Below are 19,053 nucleotides of genomic sequence, written 5' to 3'. Positions count from 1 at the left end.
TTAATACACGTAACATAAAACTTCTCCACCTACATTCTCACGACGTGCTTCTTTATCAGAAATCACACCCTTCGATGTAGATAAAATTGCGATACCAAGACCGTTTAATACTCTTGGCAGAGCTTCAGCACCAGCATACTTTCTAAGACCTGGTGTACTTGCGCGCTCCAGGCTAGTTATCGCTGACTGTTTTGTTTGTGGATTGTACTTTAAAGCGATCTTGATGATCCCTTGCTTGTTATCATCCTCAAACTTGTAGTTTCTGATGAAGCCCTTACTGTGTAATACCTTAGTGATCTCCTTCTTTAAATTAGAAGCAGGCACCTCTACTACACGATGGTTCGCTCCTATTGCGTTGCGAATCCTGGTTAAATAATCTGCTATCGGGTCTGTTACCATTTCTTAAACACACTTATCCCCCTCTGAAAAAGGGGGTGCAAAAATAATAATTTATATTTTGAAACGAAAGGAAGATTTAAACTACCAGCTAGCTTTTGTTACTCCTGGTATTTTTCCTTGTGATGCCATCTCTCTGAATGTCACCCTTGAGATACCAAATCTCCTCATGTAGCCCTTTGGTCTACCCGTAAGCTTACATCTATTGTGTAATCTTACTTTTGAAGAGTTTCTTGGTAGCTTGTCTAATGCTTCGTAATCACCTGCTTCTTTTAAAGCGGCTCTTTTCTCAGCATATCTTGCAACAAGCTTCTCTCTTTTTCTTTCTCTCGCTTTTACTGCTTCTCTAGCCATAATTTCTTAGTTCTTCTTAGAAGTAAACGGCATACCAAGAGATCTCAATAACTCAAGACTCTCTTCATCAGTTTGTGCAGTTGTCACAAACGTGATGTCCATACCTGTGATTTTGTTTACTTTATCGATACTGATTTCAGGGAAAATAATTTGTTCTTCCACACCTAGTGTGTAATTACCCCTTCCGTCAAATCCTTTTTCTCTAATTCCTTTGAAATCTCTTACTCGTGGTAGCGCTACAGTTACCAAACGATCAAGAAATTCATACATTTTATCACCACGAAGCGTCACTTTTGCTCCAATTGGCATTCCTTCTCTCAACTTAAAGTTGGAAACGGACTTCTTAGCGATTGTAGGAATAGCTTGCTGACCAGTGATCATCGTAAGTTCTTCTACTCCTACATCTACCAATTTTTTGTCAGATACAGCAGCGCCAATTCCTTTATTGATGGCGATCTTAGTCAGTTTCGGCACCTGCATAACAGAGCTGTACTGAAACTTATCCTTCAATTGAGGAACGATTTCCTCCCTGTATTTTTCTTTTAATCTAGGACTAGCCATTCGTGATAAATTCTCCTGATTTTTTTGAATATCTCTGCAGCTTGTCATCTGCATTTTTCTTTCTTCCAGTTCTGGTAGCATCACCAGATGATGGATCTACTACCATAAGGTTGCTAAGATGAATAGCAGCTTCAGTTTCCTGAATTCCGCCTTCCGGGTTAGCAGCAGATGGCTTCACATGTTTTGTTACCATGTTAGCTCCCTCTACGATTGCTCTATACTTAGCAGTGTTCACTTCCAGTACTTTACCGGTTTTTCCTTTATCGTTACCGGCAATAATCTTTACCGTGTCACCTTTTCTTATGTGAAATTTTACCTTGTCCATTATTAAAGTACTTCTGGTGCTAATGATACAATTTTCATGAACTGCTTTTCTCTAAGCTCTCTCGCAACCGGACCGAAAATCCTGGTTCCTCTAGGCTCATCGTTGGCAGTAAGAAGTACAGCTGCATTATCCTCAAATCGGATATAGCTTCCATCTTTTCTTCGAACTTCTTTTTTCGTTCTTACTACAACGGCTCGTGAGACAGTTCCTTTTTTCAAACTACTTGATGAAAGTGCATGCTTAACAGTCACAATCACTTTGTCACCAACAGAAGCATATCGCTTCTTAGTGCCACCAAGCACACGGATCACAAGCACTTCTTTAGCGCCGCTATTGTCCGCAACCGATAATCTTGACTCCTGCTGTACCATTATTTTGCTCTTTCAATAATTTCAACCAATCTCCATCTTTTGCTTTTGCTCATAGGTCGAGTTTCCATCACTTTTACAGTATCTCCAATATTGCAATCGTTTTTCTCGTCATGAGCTGTGAGCTTAGTGGTTTTTCTCACAAATTTTCCGTAGATCGGGTGCTTTACTTTTCGCTCAACAGCCACAGTGATGCTTTTCTGCATTTTATTGCTCACCACTTGTCCGATTCTTTCTTTTCTTAGATTTCTTTCCATTACTGAAAATTATTTGCTTGCTTCAGCAACTTGATTTAATTCCTTGGCCTTTATTTCTGTCTGAATTCTTGCCACCAATTTTCTATTCTCTCGAATTTTCATTGGGTTTTCGATAGGTGTAATACTATGTGCAAACTTAAGTTTACCATAGTTTTCCTTTTCTACTGCAAGCTTGTTTTTCAGCTCGTCCAGACTCAATCCTCTTAATTCAGAATTTTTCATTACTCTGGCTTATAATCTTTTGCTAATGTGAATTTTGTAGAGATTGGCAGTTTTTGTGCAGCCAATCGTAAAGCTTCTTTAGCCAATTCGATATCTACACCTGCTGCTTCGAATAGTACGGTACCAGGCTTAACAGTAGCTACCCAATATTCTGGCGCTCCCTTACCCTTACCCATTCTTACCTCTGCAGGCTTCTTAGTCACAGGCTTGTCAGGAAAAATCCGGATCCATACCTGACCCTCCCTTTTCATCGCTCTGGTCATGGCAATCCTTGCAGCTTCTATCTGCCGGCTAGTGATCCATCCTGGCTCCATTGCCTTGATTCCAAAAGTTCCGAATGCAAGTCTATGCCCACGATTGGCAAGACCCTTCACTCGGCCTTTTTGCATTTTTCTAAATTTCGTTCGTTTTGGCTGTAACATGATGCTTTTACAAAACTTTTACTTTCTTCTTCTATTTTCTCTTCGCCTTCTGTTCGGCGCTCCACCACCAGGTGCATTGTTTCCACCACCTGCTTGACCTACGTTTGGTGAAAGATCTCTCTTACCAAACACCTCTCCTTTGAATATCCACACCTTAATACCAATCTTTCCGTAAATGGTGTGAGCTTCAGTAATAGCGTAATCAATATCTGCTCTAAGCGTATGCAAAGGAATTCTCCCTTCTTTATACTGCTCACTTCGTGCCATCTCTGCACCACCCAATCTACCAGAACATTTGATTTTGATTCCCTGAGCTCCTACTCGCATAGAAGAAGCAATTGACTGCTTCATAGCTCTTCTGAAAGAGATTCTTGCTTGTAGCTGCTGTGCGATAGACTCCCCTACCAGCTTCGCATCTAACTCAGGTCTTTTGATTTCAAAAATATTGATCTGAAGATCTTTACCAGTCAAGTTTTTCAACTCTTCTTTGATCTTATCGACTTCAGATCCCCCCTTACCAATCACCACACCCGGACGAGCAGTATGAACTGTAAGAGTTATTCTTTTAAGCGTTCGTTCAATCACTATTTTAGATATGCCTCCTTTTGGCATACGAGCAGCGATGTACTTACGAATTTTGTTGTCTTCAACAAGTTTGTCAGCGTAAGACTTACTATCGAACCAGGCAGAATCCCACCCTTTGATAACGCCTAATCTAAATCCAACTGGGTGTACTTTTTGTCCCATTATTTGTTGCTTTCTTTAGTTTCTTTAGTATCCTGATTGTGATTATCAACGACGATAGTCACATGATTTGATCTCTTTCTGATCCTGTGAGCCCTACCCTGTGGAGCCGGTCTTAGTCTCTTTAACATTCGAGCGCTATCCACATAGATTTCTTTCACATATAAATCCGCTTCTTCAATGCTGATGTCCTCATTTTGCATTTGCCAATCAGCAATAGCTGTTAGTAAAAGCTTTTCCAAGGTAATTGAGGCCTGATGTGAATCAAAGCGAAGAATATTAAGAGCTATATTAGCTCGCTCACCTCTAATCATGTCAGCAACGAGTCTCATCTTACGTGGAGAAGTTGGAACATTCCTAAGTGAAGACTTAACTGCACCTAACTTTCCTTTATTCTCTTCACGGAACTTCTTATCAGCTTCTTTTTGAAGCCTGATTCGTACTGATTTCTTAAGTTTCTTTTCAGCTTCCATAGGTGCTCTTATCTTTTACCTTTATCCTTCTTGGCAATATGTCCTCTAAAGTTTCTCGTAGGAGCAAACTCACCAAGTTTATGACCTACCATGTTTTCTGTTACAAAAACAGGGATGAATTTATTTCCATTGTGTACAGCGAAAGTGTGACCTACAAAATCAGGAGATATCATAGAACGTCGTGACCAGGTTTTGATCACTGACTTCTTACCTGATTCGCTCATCGCGTCAACTTTCTTCTCAAGACGGAAGTCTATATAAGGCCCTTTCTTTAATGATCTTGACATTATTTCCTACGTTTAACTATCTGCTTATCAGAATATTTATTTGGCTTACGGGTCTTCATACCTTTCGTGTACAGACCGTTTCTAGATCTAGGGTGTCCTCCTGATGACCTTCCTTCACCACCACCCATTGGGTGATCTACTGGGTTCATTGCCACACCTCTAACCCTAGGTCTCTTACCTAACCATCTATTTCGACCAGCTTTTCCAAGACGAACACTCATGTGATCTGAATTAGAAACCGTACCAATAGTAGCAAGGCAAGTATTGAGAACCAATCTCATTTCACCTGAAGGAAGTTTAACAGTTGAGTACTTTCCTTCTCTTGCGACTAGTTGTACATATGTACCGGCACTTCTTGCCATTACACCACCTTTACCAGGCTTCAGCTCGATATTATGGATAATTGTACCTAGAGGGATGTCAGACAGAAAAAGTGTATTTCCAACTTCAGGAGCAACTCCTTTGCCCGAATTAATCACCGTTCCAACCTCCAAACCAGCTGGTGCCAGAATGTATCGTTTTTCACCGTCAGCATAGTACAGCAATGCAATTCTTGCAGATCTGTTCGGATCGTATTCAATTGCTTTTACTGTAGCAGGGATGCCATGCTTGTCTCTTTTGAAGTCAATGATTCTTAGCTTACGCTTGTGACCACCTCCCACATTTCGCACGGTCATTCGACCCTGATTATTTCTACCACCATTTCTTTTAGATGTAGTTACCAAAGACCTCTCTGGAGTGGACTTAGTAACATCATCAAAGACAGGAGCCATTCTGTATCTCTGTCCTGGGGTAGTCGGTTTAAGTTTTTTTACAGCCATTTCTGTTTGTTATATTCCGCTATAAAAATCGATTATATCGCCCTCAGCTACCTGCACAATTGCCTTCTTATAAGCTGGGGTTCTTCCTTCAATAACCCTTGATTTGGTATATCTTCTTTTCGATTTACCCGGTTGGATCATTGTATTAACAGATTCAACAGTAACACCGTAAGTTTTTTCAACTTCAGTCTTTATCTGAACCTTGTTAGCATCTTTGGCAACTACAAATCCGTACTGACCATGCTCATTGAGCGAAGACACTTTCTCAGTAACTAATGGTTTAATTAAAACTCCCATCTTAGTTAAATCTTTCTTTTAGTTGCTCAAGTGTACCCTCACAAATGATCACACGCTCAGCGTTGATCAAATCGTAAGTATTCACTTCATCAACAGTTGATACATGTGCTTTCTTAAGATTTCGAGAAGACAAGAATACATTTTTGTTTTTGTCACTTACCAGCAACAATGATTTCTTATCTGATACCGAAAGACTATTAAGAATGCTGATAAATTCTTTTGTCTTAGGTGCTTCAAATGTGAAGTCTTCTAAGATTTGAATTGCTTTTTCTTTTGCTCTTGAAGAAAGAACTGACTTGCGAGCAAGTTTTTTCACTTTCTTATTCAGCTTAAAGCCATAGTCTCTTTGCTTGGGACCAAAGATGGTACCCCCGCCTCTGAAAATAGGAGACTTGATACTACCCGCTCTTGCTGTACCTGTTCCTTTCTGCTTCTTGATCTTTCTGGTAGATCCTACGATCTCTCCACGCTCCTTGGTCTTAGCATTACCTTGTCGTTGGTTGGCCAAGTAGTTTTTTACATCAAGGTAGACAGCATGCTCGTTAGGCTCAATGCCAAAGATGCTTTTGTCCAGGTTGATTTCTCGTCCTGTCTCCTCTCCTTTAATATTTAATACAGCTACCTTCATGATTACTTTTCAAGTATTACGAATGAATTTTTTGCTCCCGGGATGGCACCTGAAATCAGAACCAAATTTTTCTCAGGATATACTTTTAATACTCTTAGGTTTAGAGTTTTTACTCTATCTCCACCAGTTCTTCCCGCCATTTTCATCCCTTTGAATACTCTTGATGGGAAAGATGCAGCACCAATTGAACCCGGAGCTCTCATTCTGTTGTGCTGACCGTGAGTTGCCTGACCTACTCCTCCAAAACCGTGTCTCTTTACAACCCCCTGAAAACCTTTTCCCTTAGAAGTACCAATGGCATCAACATAGTCCTGCTCATTGAAGATGTCTTCTATCTTGATTTCATTACCTAACTTCACTTTATCATCAAACTCAGATCTGAAATCTCTGAATTCCACAACCTTAAGCTTAGGAGTAGTCTTTGCTTTAGCAAAATGACCCTGTAGAGCTTTTGGTGTATTTTTTTCTTTTCTTTCACCGTATGCCAACTGCACAGCTTTATAACCGTCTGTCTCTTCGTTCTTAACTTGAGTTACGACGCAAGGACCAGCTTCAACGAGGGTGCAAGCAATGCTCTTACCATTTTCGTCGAAGACATTTGTCATTCCTACTTTCCTTCCTATTAAACCAGGCATTTTCTAGTCGTTTATATCTTTTAATTACCCTCTCAGGCAAACTTTTCGTGAAAAGGACTGCAAAGATAGCAAATCCGCTTGCCGAACAAAAACTTTGTTCGCTTATTTTTTTAGACAAAAAAAGAACCAATCGATATGGACCAATTGGTTCTCCCTGACGATTTAAAATCGTATTATACTTTGATCTCTACGTCTACCCCGCTAGGTAACTCCAACTTCATCAATGCATCAACTGTTTTTGCACTGTTACTGTAGATGTCTACCAACCTCTTATAGGTACAAAGCTGAAATTGCTCTCTTGCTTTTTTGTTTACGTGAGGCGACTTAAGAACAGTGAACTTCTCCTTTACAGTAGGAAGTGGGATTGGACCGCTAACGACTGCTCCAGTAGTCTTTACTGCTCGAACAATTTTCTCAGAAGACTTGTCAACCAAATTATGGTCGTAAGACTTAAGTTTTATTCTAATTTTTTGATTCATCTTAAATGTCTTTATACGTTGGCTGTGCCTTTAACTTCAGCGATTACACCTTCAGCAATATTCTTAGGAACCTGATCATAGTGAGCGAACGTCAATGATGCTGTAGCTCGTCCTGAACTATTGGTTCTAAGGTCTGTTACATATCCGAAAAGTTCAGACAATGGAACATCTGCTTTAATCACAGATGAAGTTCCTCTTGTATCCATTCCTTTCATGATACCACGTCTTTTATTCAAGTCACCAGTAATTGTTCCTGTGTACTCATCAGGTGTTACTACCTCTACAGCCATTATCGGCTCAAGAATCACTGGGCTACATTTTGCAGCTGCTGCTTTGAAACCAGCTCTAGCAGCTAGTTCGAATGATAGTGAATCTGAATCTACATCGTGGAATGATCCATGATATAGTCTTACTTTCATGTTGTCGATTGGATATCCTGCAAGTGGACCATTTACCATTGCGGATTCAAATCCTTTTTGGATTGCAGGGATGAATTCCTTTGGAATAACACCACCAACAATTTCATTTACGAATTGAAGGCCTCCTTGCTCGTAATCTTCGTCTTTTGGACCGATCTCGAATACAATATCTGCGAATTTACCTCGCCCACCAGACTGCTTCTTGTAAACTTCTTTGTGTTCAACAGATGTAGTAATTGCTTCTTTGTATGCTACCTGAGGAGCTCCCTGATTGATTTCAACCTTGAACTCTCTTTTCAGACGGTCAATAATAATATCTAAGTGAAGCTCACCCATTCCTTTCAGGATAGTCTGACCTGTTTCATGGTTAGTTTCTACCTGAAGTGTAGGATCTTCTTCAATCAATTTACCAATTGCGATACCAAGCTTATCTACGTCAGCTTGAGTTTTAGGCTCAATAGCGTAACCGATAACCGGATCAGGGAATACCATTGATTCAAGAACGATCTTGGCCTTCTCGTTGCAAAGTGTATCTCCTGTTTTGATGTCTTTAAATCCAACTACCGCACCAATATCTCCACAGTGAAGTTTGTCAATTTGGTTTTGCTTGTTGGCGTGCATTTGAAAGATTCGAGAAATTCGCTCTTTCTTGCTTGTTCTTGTGTTGTATATGTAAGAACCGGACTCTAGTGTGCCAGAGTATGATCTCACAAAGCAAAGACGACCTACGAATGGGTCTGTCGCAATTTTAAATGCAAGTGCTGAAAATGGCTCATCACTTGACGGCTTTCTTGTAGTTGGTTCTTCAGTGTCTGGGTTTGTACCAGTGATGCTATCTCTATCCAATGGTGAAGGAAGTAATTCCATCACGTAATTCAATAGTGTCTGAACTCCTTTATTCTTAAAAGCAGAACCACAAAGCATCGGCACAAAAGCCAAGTCAATAGTTGCAGCTCTTAGAGCAGCTACGATTTCATCTCTTGTAATACTAGCAGGATCTTCGAAGTATTTCTCCATCAAGTTCTCATCGTATTCTGCTACTGATTCAACAAGATGTTCTCTATACTCATCTACTTCACCCTGCATGTCAGCAGGAATTTCAATTTCTTCAAAAGTCATTCCCATATCCTCTTCATTCCAGATATAGGCTTTATTCTCAACTAAATCTACAACACCTTTGAAGTTGTCTTCAGCACCGATTGGCAATTGAAGAGGAACAGCTTTCGTTCCAAGCATCTCTTTTACTTGCTTACAAACTTTCAAGAAGTCAGCACCAGAACGGTCCATTTTATTAACGAATCCAATTCTAGCTACTTTATAGTTATCAGCAAGTCTCCAGTTTGTTTCAGACTGAGGCTCAACACCATCAACCGCACTAAAAAGGAATACAAGACCATCCAATACACGAAGTGATCTATTTACTTCTACAGTAAAATCAACGTGTCCCGGAGTATCAATAATATTGATATGGTAATCCTCATCCTTATACTTCCAGAATACAGTAGTAGCAGCAGAAGTAATTGTAATACCTCTTTCCTGCTCCTGCTCCATCCAGTCCATAGTAGCACCACCATCGTGAACTTCACCAATTTTGTGGTTGATACCTGCGTAATAAAGGATACGCTCAGTGGTTGTAGTTTTTCCGGCATCAATGTGTGCTGCGATACCGATATTTCTTGTAAGTCTTAAGTCTCTAGCCATTTTGGTTCTTAGAATCTGAAGTGTGAGAATGCTTTATTCGCTTCTGCCATTCTGTGCATATCATCTTTTTTCTTCACAGCGGCTCCTTCACCTTTTGATGCGGCGATTATTTCTTGTGCCAATCGATCCTGCATGGTTTTTTCACCTCTTAGTCTCGCGTATTTGATCATCCATTTTATACCAAGAGCGATTTTTCTGTCTGGTCGAACTTCGATAGGTACCTGGAAATTGGCACCACCAACTCTTCTTGCCTTTACTTCTACAGATGGCATAATGTTACTAAGTGCCGTCTTCCATGTTTCAAGGCCACTTTCACCTGTCTTCTCTTCTACTTGATTGATTGCATTGTAGAAAATACTGTAAGAAATACTCTTCTTGCCATCCAACATCAGATTGTTAACAAACTTGGTTACAAGTGTGTCCTGATAAATCGGATCAGGCAGGATGTATCTCTTTTTTGGTTTTGCTTTTCTCATTTCTCCTGAAAATTATTTTTTAGGTCGCTTAGCGCCGTATTTAGATCTTCTTTGTAGACGTCCATTCACTCCAGCAGTATCTAACGCACCTCTAATGATGTGGTATCTTACTCCCGGTAAATCCTTTACTCTACCACCTCTGATAAGAACAATTGAGTGTTCCTGCAAGTTGTGACCTTCTCCCGGAATGTAAGCATTCACTTCTTTCCCATTGGTAAGTCGTACCCTTGCTACTTTTCTCATTGCAGAGTTAGGCTTCTTAGGAGTGGTAGTATATACACGCGTACATACTCCTCTTCGCTGTGGACAAGAGTCCAGTGCTGGGGATTTAGACTTTGAAGTCAATTTCTTTCTACCCTTCCTTACTAATTGTTGTATAGTTGGCATACGCTATAATTTCTAATCGTCCCAAAATTTGGGAACGCAAAGATAGATATATTGTGATTATATCAAAAAGTTAAAAGATGATTTAACGGGGATATTTTTAGAATCTGTAAATGAGTGGCTCATGCCTCCCCCATTGTTCCGCCAAAATTCATCGGGAATTTTGGTGTTTCTTCTGTTTGCTTAACCTCCCCAAAGTTGGCTTCATACTTCTGGATATTGTCCTGAAGGGCATTCAAAAGCCTTTTAGCATGCTCAGGAGTTACTACAATTCTTGATTTTACTTTGGCTTTAGGAACACCAGGCATCAGTCGAATAAAGTCGATAACAAATTCACTACTCGAATGAGCAATCATGGCCAGATTAGCATAGATGCCCTCGGCAGTTTCCTCCGAGAGCTCTATGTTGATCTGATTATCCTTTTGAATCTTTGAATCGTCTTTCTTTTTCTGATCGTCGCTCATAACCTTAAGCTTCTTCTACTTCCTTCGATTCAAACTCCTCTTTAGAGGATACCAGTTTTTCGTATTCTTCCTGAGAATTTACGATGTATTTCTGGTGTTCTCTAATTCCAGTTCCTGCTGGGATCAAGTGCCCAACAATCACATTTTCCTTCAATCCAATAAGCGTATCTGCTTTTCCTTTAATGGATGCTTCGCTTAGTACCTTGGTAGTCTCCTGGAACGATGCTGCAGAAATGAAGCTCTCAGTACCAAGTGACGCCTGTGTAATACCTTGAAGTGTTGGTTTACCCGTTGCAGGCTCTGCATCTCTTACCACTATTGGTTTCAAATCACGTCGCTTCAAGTTAGAAATTTCATCTCTCAAACTTCTGGCGTCAATAATCTGACCTGCTTTGTAGTTTGCAGAATCTCCCGGATCAACAACCACCTTCTTATCAAGGATGCTGTCATTTTCCTCCATGAAAGCAAAACGATCAGCCAACTGATTTGTCAGGAAGCTTGTATCTCCCGGATTCTCAATAACAACCTTCTGCATCATCTGACGAACGATCGCCTCGATGTGCTTATCATTAATCTTCACACCTTGTAGTCGGTACACTTCCTGAATTTCATTCACCAAGTATTCCTGAACTGCTGTTGGCCCTTTAATCTTTAGAATATCTGCCGGAGTAATTGCTCCATCAGAAAGTGCATCACCAGCTCGCACATAATCATTATCCTGAACCAAAATGTGCTTAGAAAGTGGCACCATGTAACGTTTTTTCACACCGTCTTTCGACTCAATGTAAATTTCTCGGTTACCTCGCTTGATTCCACCGTACTCTACCACGCCATCAATTTCACTCACCACAGCAGGGTTCGAAGGATTTCTTGCCTCAAATAGCTCAGTAACTCTTGGAAGACCCCCTGTAATATCTCTCGACTTACCGGTTTTTCTTGGAATCTTAGCTAAAACCTGACCTGGCTTGATCTTGTCACCAGCCTCAACTGCTAAGTGTGCTCCTACTGGAATGTTATATGCTTTCTCAGTAGAACCATCTTTTCCAACAACCTCAATTGCAGGGTTCTTCGTCTTATCTTTTGTATCGATGATCACTTTCTCTCTGTGCCCAGTCTGCTCATCAGACTCTTCCTTGAAAGTAACACCTTCTATGATTGAGTCGAATGAGGTCGTTCCTTCAAACTCAGACATGATCACTGCATTATATGGATCCCAGTAGCAGAGTTCATCACCCTTTGCCACTTTACCACCATCTTTCACCTTTAGGATTGCGCCGTAAGGAACGTGGTTGGAGATCAATACTTTTTCTTTCTTAGCGTCCAAGATCTTAATTTCACCTGAACGTCCCATCACTACCTCGATCTTATTGCCATCGTCATCGGTCGATTTCACTGTTCTCAACTCATCAAATTCAATCACACCATCAAACTTCGCTTTGATGTTTGCATCAACGGCAATATTGGATGCAGTACCCCCTACGTGGAATGTTCTCAGTGTAAGCTGAGTACCGGGCTCACCAATAGACTGGGCTGCTATAACTCCAACAGACTCACCTACATGTGACATCTTACCAGTAGAAAGGTTACGTCCATAACATTTAGCACAAACTCCCTGACGAGTCTCACAAGTTAATACCGATCTGATTTCAACTTCTTCAATGCTGGACTGATCAACATAATCAGCTATCTCCTCTGTAAACTCAGCACCAGATTCAATCACCAACTCTTCTGTAATTGGATCATAAATATCATGTACTGAAACTCGCCCAAGAATTCTTTCAGATAATGCTTCTACCACTTCTTCATTATCCTTCAATGCAGAAACGGAAAGTCCTCTTAATGTTCCACAGTCGTCTTCATTAATTACAACATCCTGTGCCACATCTACGAGACGTCTTGTTAGGTATCCCGCATCTGCAGTCTTCAAAGCTGTATCCGCTAGTCCTTTTCTCGCACCGTGCGTCGAAATGAAGTACTCAATCACATCAAGTCCTTCTTTAAAGTTTGAAAGAATTGGGTTTTCAATGATCTCACCAACTGAACCTTGAAGGTTTTTCTGCGGCTTGGCCATCAATCCTCTCATTCCTCCAAGCTGACGAATCTGCTCTCTCGATCCCCTTGCACCAGAGTGCATCATCATGTAAATCGAGTTAAAGCCTTGATCATCTTCTTCCATCTGCGTCATCAACGAGTTGGTCAGCATAGTGTTCGTTCTTGTCCAGATGTCAATTACCTGGTTGTAACGCTCATTATCTGTGATCAGACCCATCAGATAGTTTTGCCATACAGCATCTACTTCTTCTTTAGCCTGAGCTACTAACTTCTCTTTTTCTTCCGGGATGTTGATGTTATCAAGTCCCATTGAAAGACCACCTTTATAAGCCATCTTAAACCCAAGGTCTTTGATATCATCAAGGAAATGAGCCGTTCTGGCCATTCCTACAATCTTGAAGACATTGGAAATAATTTTTTGAAGCTTTTTCTTAGTCAAAAGCTCATCTACGAAACCAACTTCTTCTGGTACTGACTCATTGAAAAGTACACGCCCTGCAACAGTTTCGATAATTTTTGACTCGAGTTCGCCTTTCTCATTTCTCACATTGGTTCTCACCTTTATGTAAGCGTGCTGAGAAACCTGCTTTTCATTCAGAGCAATGATTACTTCTTCATGAGAATAGAAAATTCTACCCTCTCCAGCCACTTTCTCCTTATCCGTGCTTCTTCGACCTTTAGTAATGTAGTAAAGACCCAATACCATATCCTGAGAAGGTACCGCAATTGGAGCTCCGTTTGCAGGATTCAGGATATTGTGAGAAGAAAGCATCAATAAAGAAGCCTCAAGAATTGCCTCATGACCAAGAGGAACGTGTACCGCCATCTGGTCACCGTCAAAGTCAGCGTTGAATGCTGTACAAGCTAACGGGTGAAGCTGAATTGCTTTTCCTTCAATCAATTTTGGCTGGAAAGCCTGAATACCTAATCTGTGAAGTGTAGGTGCCCTGTTAAGTAATACCGGATGTCCTTTCAATACATTTTCAAGGATATCCCAAACGACAGGATCTTTTCTATCTACAATTTTCTTCGCAGATTTTACGGTCTTAACGATTCCACGCTCGATCAACTTCCTGATGATGAATGGCTTGAATAACTCAGCCGCCATATTCTTTGGCAAACCGCACTCATGCATTTTCAACTCAGGCCCTACTACGATTACAGATCGACCGGAATAGTCAACCCTTTTACCTAATAAGTTTTGACGGAAACGACCTTGCTTACCTTTAAGCATATCACTTAAAGACTTCAATGCTCTGTTTCCATCAGATCGAACAGCGTTTACTTTTCTTGAATTATCGAAAAGTGAATCCACTGCTTCCTGAAGCATTCTCTTCTCATTTCGAAGGATTACTTCAGGAGCTTTAATATCTATCAGTCTTTTCAGACGATTGTTTCGAATAATTACTCTTCTGTATAAGTCGTTCAGGTCAGAAGTAGCAAATCGACCACCATCCAATGGCACCAATGGTCTCAATTCTGGTGGGATTACCGGAACCATCTTCACGATCATCCACTCAGGTCTGTTATCGATTCGAGTTTTCGCATCTCTGAATGCCTCAACTACCCTCAATCGTTTCAATGCTTCCGCTTTTCTCTGCTGAGAAGTATCGGTTGCTGCCTGGTGACGTAATTCGTAAGAAAGTTCGTCCAATTTAGTTCTTGCCAAAAGCATTTCGAGTGCATCAGCACCCATCATAGCGATGAACTTGTTTGGATCATCATCATCCAACATTTGGTTTTCGCGAGGAAGCTTGTCAAGAATGTCAAGGTACTCTTCCTCAGTCAGAAAATCGAGTCTTGCGATTCCGTCTTCTTCTTTAACTCCCGGCTGGATCACGATGTATCGTTCATAATAAATGATCTGATCCAACTTCTTAGTTGGTACGCCAAGTAGGTAACCAATTTTATTTGGTAAAGACTTGAAATACCAGATATGAGCAACAGGTACCACCAATTCGATGTGTCCCATTCGCTCTCTACGTACTTTTTTCTCTGTTACTTCAACACCACATCTATCACAGATGATGCCTTTGTAACGGATTCTTTTATATTTTCCACAGTGACACTCCCAGTCTTTTACCGGACCGAAAATTCGCTCACAGAAAAGGCCGCCCATCTCAGGCTTATAAGTCCTGTAGTTAATGGTTTCCGGCTGAGTTACTTCACCATGCGAGCTTTCCAGGATTGATTCCGGAGAAGCAAGGCTGATAGTAACCTTTGAGAAGTCGTTGTGGATTTTTTTGTTTTTTCTGAACGCCATGTTGTATATCAATAAAGCCCCTGACGCTTACGGTCAGGGAATGATTGTCAATAATTAATTAGTCCAAAGTAATTTCAAGAGCCAATCCTCTCAATTCATGTATCAATACATTGAATGATTCCGGAATGTTCGGCTTATTCATGTTCTCGCCTTTCACGATCGCTTCATAAGCTTTTGCTCTACCAATTACATCATCGGATTTGATAGTAAGGATTTCCTGAAGCACGTTGGCTGCACCGAATGCTTCCAGTGCCCATACCTCCATCTCTCCGAAACGCTGACCTCCAAACTGCGCTTTACCACCAAGCGGCTGCTGAGTAATAAGTGAGTATGGACCAATGCTCCTTGCGTGCATCTTGTCATCTACCAAGTGACCAAGTTTCAGCATGTAAATCACACCTACAGTCACCGGCTGATCAAAACGCTCACCAGTTAAACCATCATATAGATAGGTTCTACCAAAATCAGGAAGACCTGCATCTTTCAATTCTTTCTGTACCTCTTCTTCAGAAGCACCATCAAAAATTGGCGTTGCATATTTTCTTCCCATCTTCAATCCAGCCCATCCAAGGACTGTTTCATAAATCTGACCGATATTCATCCTTGATGGTACACCAAGTGGGTTAAGTACAATATCAACAGGTGTACCATCTTCCATGAATGGCATATCTTCTTCCCGAACAATCTTAGCTACTACCCCTTTGTTACCGTGACGACCTGCCATCTTATCTCCAACTTGCAGTTTACGCTTCTTAGCTACATAAACTTTAGCAAGCTGAACGATTCCTGCAGGAAGTTCATCTCCAACTTCAAGAGTGAATCTTTCTCTCTTGAAGTGTCCTGAAATATCGTTTCTATAACCGATGTAGTTTTTAATCAACTTGAATACAAGCTCATTGGTCTTATCATCAGCTACCCACTTCTCAATGACCAAGTCAGAGATCAAATTCGCCTCTTCCGGCACATTGTAATTACTCTCGTCTCTGTACTTATTCTTAGGAGGGAATAGGTTCGCTTCGATATTCTTCTTAGAGAACTTCACCCCTTTGCTCATTACCTCTTCACCAAACTTGTGCTTGATTCCCTGGCAAGTTTTGCCTTCAAGAAGTTTAGCGATTTTGTCGATCATCGTCGCTCTTGCCTCAGAAAGCTGCTGACTGTACTTGTTCTTAAGTAGTTCAACTTCTTTCTTAGCGCGTGCTCTTACATCTTTATCTTTCTTAGGTCGAGAGAAAAGCTTGGTGTCAATGACTACTCCTTTCAATGAAGGAGAAGCTTTCAATGAAGCATCTTTAACATCACCAGCTTTATCACCGAAGATCGCTCTTAGCAGTTTTTCTTCCGGCGTTGGATCAGACTCTCCTTTTGGCGTGATCTTACCGATAAGAATGTCTCCCTCTTTAATCTCTGCTCCTGTTCGAATGATTCCGTTTTCGTCAAGGTTTTTAACTGCCTCTTCGGAAACGTTTGGAATTTCACTTGTAAGCTCTTCTTCACCTCGCTTCGTATCTCTTACTTCAAGTTCAAATTCATCAATGTGAATAGATGTGAAGATGTCTTCACGTACTACTCGTTCCGAGATTACAATTGCATCCTCAAAGTTGTATCCCTGCCATGGCATGAAGGCCACCTGCATATTGATACCCAATGCAAGCTCACCTTTCTCCGTTGCGAATCCATCACATAGAGCCTGACCTTGCTTTACTTTATCTCCTTTTTGAACGATCGGCTTCAGGTTGATACATGTGTCCTGGTTTGTTCTTCTGAACTTCACCAAATCATAAGTTACAACTGCGTCATTAAACGAAATGACCTGCTGATCTTCAGATAGATCATATTTTACTGTAATCTTCGTTGCATCAACATATTCGATCACACCATCGCCTTCTGCTCTGATCAATGCCCTGGAGTCAAGCGCTACTCGCTCTTCAAGACCTGTTCCTACAATAGGAGCCTGAGGTCTCATCAAAGGAACCGCTTGACGCTGCATGTTTGATCCCATCAATGCCCTGTTCGCATCATCGTGCTCAAGGAATGGAATCATGGAAGCTGCTACTGACACAATCTGGTTAGGAGCTACATCCATGTAGGTTACTTCTTCTTCGCTACAAAGCGGGAAGTCACCTTCAAATCGTGCCTTAATTTTATCATTCAGGAATTTACCCTTATCAGACAATGGCGCATTTGCCTGCGCAATGTTGTGGGTATCTTCTTCTTCTGCTGTCAGGTATTTTACATTACCAGACATATCTACTGTACCTTTTCCTACCTCTCTATATGGAGTTTCGATGAATCCCATTTGGTTCACTTTTGCGTGAACACAAAGAGAGGAAATCAGCCCAATGTTTGGACCCTCTGGCGTTTCAATGGTACAAAGTCTACCGTAGTGTGTGTAGTGAACATCTCGAACCTCGAAACCTGCTCTTTCTCTTGAGAGACCACCTGGCCCTAGTGCAGACATTCTTCTTTTGTGTGTTACCTCAGCAAGTGGATTCGTTTGATCCATGAACTGAGATAGCTGGTTTGTACCAAAGAATGAGTTGATTACTGAAGACAATGTTCTCGCGTTGATCAAGTCAACCGGTTTAAAGTCTTCATTGTCTCGAACGTTCATTCGCTCTCGGATTGTTCTTGCCATTCTCGCAAGTCCAACACCAAACTGAGAGTAAAGCTGCTCCCCTACTGTTCGTACCCTTCTGTTACTCAAGTGGTCAATATCATCAACCACTGCTTTACTGTTGATCAGACCGATCAAGTATTTTACAATCAGAATAATGTCTTCTGTTGATAATACTCTTCGATCCCAATCGGTATCAATACCTAATTTCTTATTGATTCTGTATCGTCCTACTTCTCCAAGATCATATCGCTTATCTGAGAAGAATAAACTGGTGATAATATCACGCGCAGTTTGTTCGTCAGGAGCCTCCGTATTTCTCAACTGACGATAAATCTGCTCAACTGCTTCTTTTTCAGAGTTTGAGTTATCTTTTTGTAGTGTGTTATAAACGATTGAATATTCAGCAATATTCACATCTTTTCTGTGGATGATGATCGATTTTGAGCCAGACTCAATAATCGTCTCAATATCATCCTCAGTGATCATGCTATCACGCTCAAGTACTACTTCGTTTCTATCAATAGAAACAACCTCACCGGTATCTTCATCTACGAAATCCTCCGTCCAGGTTCTAAGTACTCTGGCCGCTAGTCTTCGATCAATTACTTTCTTAAGTTCCTTTTCAGTCGCATCGATTTCTTCTGAAAGACCGAAAAGATCAAGAATTTCTTTATCAGATCCGTACCCAATAGATCTTAAAAGTGTCGTAATAGGAAACTTTTTCTTACGATCAATGTATGCATACATCACGTTGTTAACGTCTGTAGCAAATTCAATCCAAGACCCCTTGAATGGAATAATTCTGGCACTATATAAAAGCGTACCATTTGTGTGCTTGCTTTGAGCAAAGAACACACCTGGTGATCTGTGTAGCTGTGAAACAATTACACGCTCAGCACCATTGATTACGAATGAGCCTTTTTCCGTCATATACGGGATATTCCCAAGGAATACCTCTTGCTCGATCGTTTCAAATTCTTCATTTTCTTCGTCGTTACAAAGCAGACGAAGTTTTGCTTTTAGTGGAACTGAGTACGTCAATCCTCTTTCAATACACTCTTGAATGCTGTATTTTGGAGGATCTACTGTATAGTCCACAAACTCCAATACGAAGTTCTCTCTGGAATCCGTGATTGGAAAGTTTTCCATAAACACCTTGTAAAGGCCTTCACCTTCTTTATGCTCAGCGGGTGTGTCAAGCTGGAAAAAATCAACAAATGACTTTAATTGTACATCCAGGAAATCCGGATAATCAATAACTGATTTTATTGAGGAGAAGTTAATTCTCGCGTTATTGTTGTTAGCCAAAGCTTACGGAGTTTTAGTTTATAAAAATTGAAAAAGAACGTTTAGCATCATATACAAACAGGAAAAGACCTGATCCCTGATCCCGAAAATTTCGGGA

General features: G+C 40.8%; 22 protein-coding genes. All 22 read right to left on the bottom strand.

Annotated elements, in window-relative coordinates:
* Positions 1–399, bottom strand: coding sequence for a 30S ribosomal protein S8 (gene rpsH / locus CHB71_RS10235; protein ID WP_089356812.1), 399 nt, complete (start codon positions 397–399; stop codon positions 1–3).
* Between the two features lie 81 nt (positions 400–480).
* Positions 481–750 carry a 30S ribosomal protein S14 gene (gene rpsN, locus CHB71_RS10230; RefSeq protein WP_089356811.1) on the bottom strand — a complete coding sequence of 90 codons (270 nt, stop codon included), beginning with the start codon at positions 748–750 and terminating at the stop codon, positions 481–483.
* A 6-nt stretch (positions 751–756) separates the two neighbouring features.
* The gene (gene rplE / locus CHB71_RS10225) at positions 757–1,311 is read right to left on the bottom strand and encodes a 50S ribosomal protein L5 (RefSeq protein ID WP_089356810.1); all 555 of its coding nucleotides are present in this window, start codon (positions 1,309–1,311) and stop codon (positions 757–759) included.
* Positions 1,304–1,636 (bottom strand): 50S ribosomal protein L24, encoded by a 333-nt coding sequence (gene rplX, locus CHB71_RS10220; protein WP_089356809.1) that lies wholly within the window; start codon positions 1,634–1,636, stop codon positions 1,304–1,306. The genes rplE and rplX overlap by 8 nt, the downstream gene beginning before the upstream one ends.
* 2 nt (positions 1,637–1,638) lie before the next feature.
* The gene (gene rplN, locus CHB71_RS10215) at positions 1,639–2,007 is read right to left on the bottom strand and encodes a 50S ribosomal protein L14 (protein WP_089356808.1); all 369 of its coding nucleotides are present in this window, start codon (positions 2,005–2,007) and stop codon (positions 1,639–1,641) included.
* Positions 2,007–2,261, bottom strand: a complete 255-nt coding sequence (rpsQ, locus tag CHB71_RS10210) for a 30S ribosomal protein S17 (RefSeq protein WP_089356807.1) — start codon at positions 2,259–2,261, stop codon at positions 2,007–2,009. Before rpsQ ends, rplN begins: the two co-directional genes overlap by 1 nt.
* A 9-nt stretch (positions 2,262–2,270) precedes the next feature.
* The gene (gene rpmC, locus CHB71_RS10205) at positions 2,271–2,483 is read right to left on the bottom strand and encodes a 50S ribosomal protein L29 (RefSeq protein WP_089356806.1); all 213 of its coding nucleotides are present in this window, start codon (positions 2,481–2,483) and stop codon (positions 2,271–2,273) included.
* Positions 2,483–2,905, bottom strand: coding sequence for a 50S ribosomal protein L16 (gene rplP, locus CHB71_RS10200; protein WP_089356805.1), 423 nt, complete (start codon positions 2,903–2,905; stop codon positions 2,483–2,485). The genes rpmC and rplP overlap by 1 nt, the downstream gene beginning before the upstream one ends.
* A gap of 18 nt (positions 2,906–2,923) precedes the next feature.
* Entirely contained in the window at positions 2,924–3,652 is a 729-nt protein-coding gene (gene rpsC, locus CHB71_RS10195; RefSeq protein WP_089356804.1) for a 30S ribosomal protein S3, read from the bottom strand.
* On the bottom strand, positions 3,652–4,122 hold the full coding sequence (gene rplV / locus CHB71_RS10190; protein WP_089356803.1) for a 50S ribosomal protein L22: 471 nt from the start codon (positions 4,120–4,122) through the stop codon (positions 3,652–3,654). The genes rpsC and rplV overlap by 1 nt, the downstream gene beginning before the upstream one ends.
* A gap of 8 nt (positions 4,123–4,130) precedes the next feature.
* Positions 4,131–4,409, bottom strand: a complete 279-nt coding sequence (rpsS, locus tag CHB71_RS10185; protein ID WP_089356802.1) for a 30S ribosomal protein S19 — start codon at positions 4,407–4,409, stop codon at positions 4,131–4,133.
* On the bottom strand, positions 4,409–5,230 hold the full coding sequence (rplB, locus tag CHB71_RS10180; RefSeq protein WP_089356801.1) for a 50S ribosomal protein L2: 822 nt from the start codon (positions 5,228–5,230) through the stop codon (positions 4,409–4,411). The genes rpsS and rplB overlap by 1 nt, the downstream gene beginning before the upstream one ends.
* A gap of 9 nt (positions 5,231–5,239) precedes the next feature.
* Positions 5,240–5,527: a 50S ribosomal protein L23 gene (rplW, locus tag CHB71_RS10175; RefSeq protein WP_089356800.1), complete on the bottom strand. Its 288-nt coding sequence runs from the start codon at positions 5,525–5,527 to the stop codon at positions 5,240–5,242.
* Between the two features lies 1 nt (position 5,528).
* Positions 5,529–6,155, bottom strand: coding sequence for a 50S ribosomal protein L4 (rplD, locus tag CHB71_RS10170; protein ID WP_089356799.1), 627 nt, complete (start codon positions 6,153–6,155; stop codon positions 5,529–5,531).
* Positions 6,156–6,157: 2 nt separating this feature from the next.
* Complete coding sequence (gene rplC / locus CHB71_RS10165) at positions 6,158–6,790, bottom strand: 50S ribosomal protein L3 (protein ID WP_089356798.1); 633 nt, start codon at positions 6,788–6,790, stop codon at positions 6,158–6,160.
* Between the two features lie 173 nt (positions 6,791–6,963).
* The gene (rpsJ, locus tag CHB71_RS10160) at positions 6,964–7,269 is read right to left on the bottom strand and encodes a 30S ribosomal protein S10 (RefSeq protein ID WP_089356797.1); all 306 of its coding nucleotides are present in this window, start codon (positions 7,267–7,269) and stop codon (positions 6,964–6,966) included.
* Positions 7,270–7,280: 11 nt separating this feature from the next.
* Positions 7,281–9,389 (bottom strand): elongation factor G, encoded by a 2,109-nt coding sequence (gene fusA / locus CHB71_RS10155; protein ID WP_089356796.1) that lies wholly within the window; start codon positions 9,387–9,389, stop codon positions 7,281–7,283.
* 8 nt (positions 9,390–9,397) lie between these two features.
* The gene (gene rpsG, locus CHB71_RS10150; RefSeq protein ID WP_089356795.1) at positions 9,398–9,865 is read right to left on the bottom strand and encodes a 30S ribosomal protein S7; all 468 of its coding nucleotides are present in this window, start codon (positions 9,863–9,865) and stop codon (positions 9,398–9,400) included.
* Positions 9,866–9,877: 12 nt separating this feature from the next.
* Positions 9,878–10,252, bottom strand: coding sequence for a 30S ribosomal protein S12 (gene rpsL, locus CHB71_RS10145; RefSeq protein WP_089356794.1), 375 nt, complete (start codon positions 10,250–10,252; stop codon positions 9,878–9,880).
* Between the two features lie 119 nt (positions 10,253–10,371).
* Entirely contained in the window at positions 10,372–10,713 is a 342-nt protein-coding gene (locus CHB71_RS10140) for a DUF3467 domain-containing protein (protein ID WP_089356793.1), read from the bottom strand.
* Between the two features lie 4 nt (positions 10,714–10,717).
* Positions 10,718–15,028, bottom strand: coding sequence for a DNA-directed RNA polymerase subunit beta' (gene rpoC / locus CHB71_RS10135; RefSeq protein WP_089356792.1), 4,311 nt, complete (start codon positions 15,026–15,028; stop codon positions 10,718–10,720).
* Between the two features lie 58 nt (positions 15,029–15,086).
* Positions 15,087–18,956, bottom strand: a complete 3,870-nt coding sequence (gene rpoB / locus CHB71_RS10130; protein ID WP_089356791.1) for a DNA-directed RNA polymerase subunit beta — start codon at positions 18,954–18,956, stop codon at positions 15,087–15,089.
* Positions 18,957–19,053: the final 97 nt, after the last annotated feature.

Source organism: Ekhidna lutea, from assembly GCF_900188325.1.
Lineage (GTDB): Bacteria > Bacteroidota > Bacteroidia > Cytophagales > Cyclobacteriaceae > Ekhidna > Ekhidna lutea.
Note: the sequence above shows the minus strand (reverse complement) of the source record. Positions and strands in the feature narration are given on the sequence as shown.